Origin of the sequence: Pandoraea horticolens (assembly GCF_902459555.1) — a bacterium.
GTDB lineage: Bacteria > Pseudomonadota > Gammaproteobacteria > Burkholderiales > Burkholderiaceae > Pandoraea > Pandoraea horticolens.
Map to the genome: position 1 here is coordinate 1 of NZ_CABPSM010000054.1, position 1,068 is coordinate 1,068.

The following is a 1,068-nucleotide window of genomic DNA, read 5'->3' on the forward strand; positions in this document are numbered from 1 at the left end:
GTATATGGGTACCCAGACAATGCTGCGGGTGATTATTTAATCGCCCAATTCGATGGCACGTCAAACGGTCGTCCCTTTCCCTATTATGGGCAAGATAACGCTGACTGGAAACACGCATGGTCAAAAACGACAATTGAGCTCATTACCGAATCCGGTCTCGACGAGGGTGCAATTTACGCAAACGGTCTGAATCAGATCGGCATTCTGGTTTTCATCACAGCGGTGGACCCCAATAAGAATGATGTGCCGCTCAGCCAAGACGTGCTCGACAGGGTGAAATCGACCCTTCAACTCATCGACTACACGAGTGGCGATGCGCTTCCACAGGGATGGTCGTTCACCGATCAGGAAAACGAATTTCATCATCTTCCTCAAGCGATGGAGAGTGCTCCCCACTCGTCCGATCCAGACAAATCTGTCGACAAATCCAAATTTAAGCTCTATCTCTCGTGCTCCCCCACGTCGACGGTTACCCCCCTTAAGGTTGGCGCCCAACTGACCATGGCCAACGGAAAAACAGCGGCTTCCAGCCGGTTGGATCCGACCGATCATTCATTTGTCGCAATCGAAACATTCCCTCCGAAACGCTACGACCTGTCCAATACCGTTGTCGACTCGATTAGACTGGATGATATTTCTGTTACGGGGCGCGGCGCATGGACTGTTCCCTACCGCCAGTACGCAAATTATCTTAGAATAACCGATGCTGGATTTCACATCTTTAAGCACGAATTAACCAAAGGCGTCACTGTGTCCGACCCATGGATGCAGATGTCTCAAAATTTTCACAACATGCCTCCTATAGACTGCGTGTCTTATATGTGGAATGATTATTCCGGGAATCAATATACATATATTATAGTGGATTATAATAACGATGATATAAACAACCCCAAGTGGTCGCTGGTGGAATTGGAATATGGTGGTAGAAATGACACCCCAGGGATATATTACTTGGTAAAAGCGGAATCGGTGGGTGGGATCTCTTATCCTAGCGGAGATCCATCCCCTGTTTTAGCTGATACGCAGATAACCATATGGGACCAATTTGGAAACAGTAGCTTGTTT

The 1,068-nt window shown here is 47.8% G+C and carries 1 protein-coding gene; it reads left to right on the forward strand.

The genetic code is table 11. The features are described from left to right. A partial coding sequence (locus tag PHO31112_RS27350; RefSeq protein WP_174995919.1) for a hypothetical protein occupies positions 1-1,068 on the forward strand: 1,068 nt, incomplete at both ends.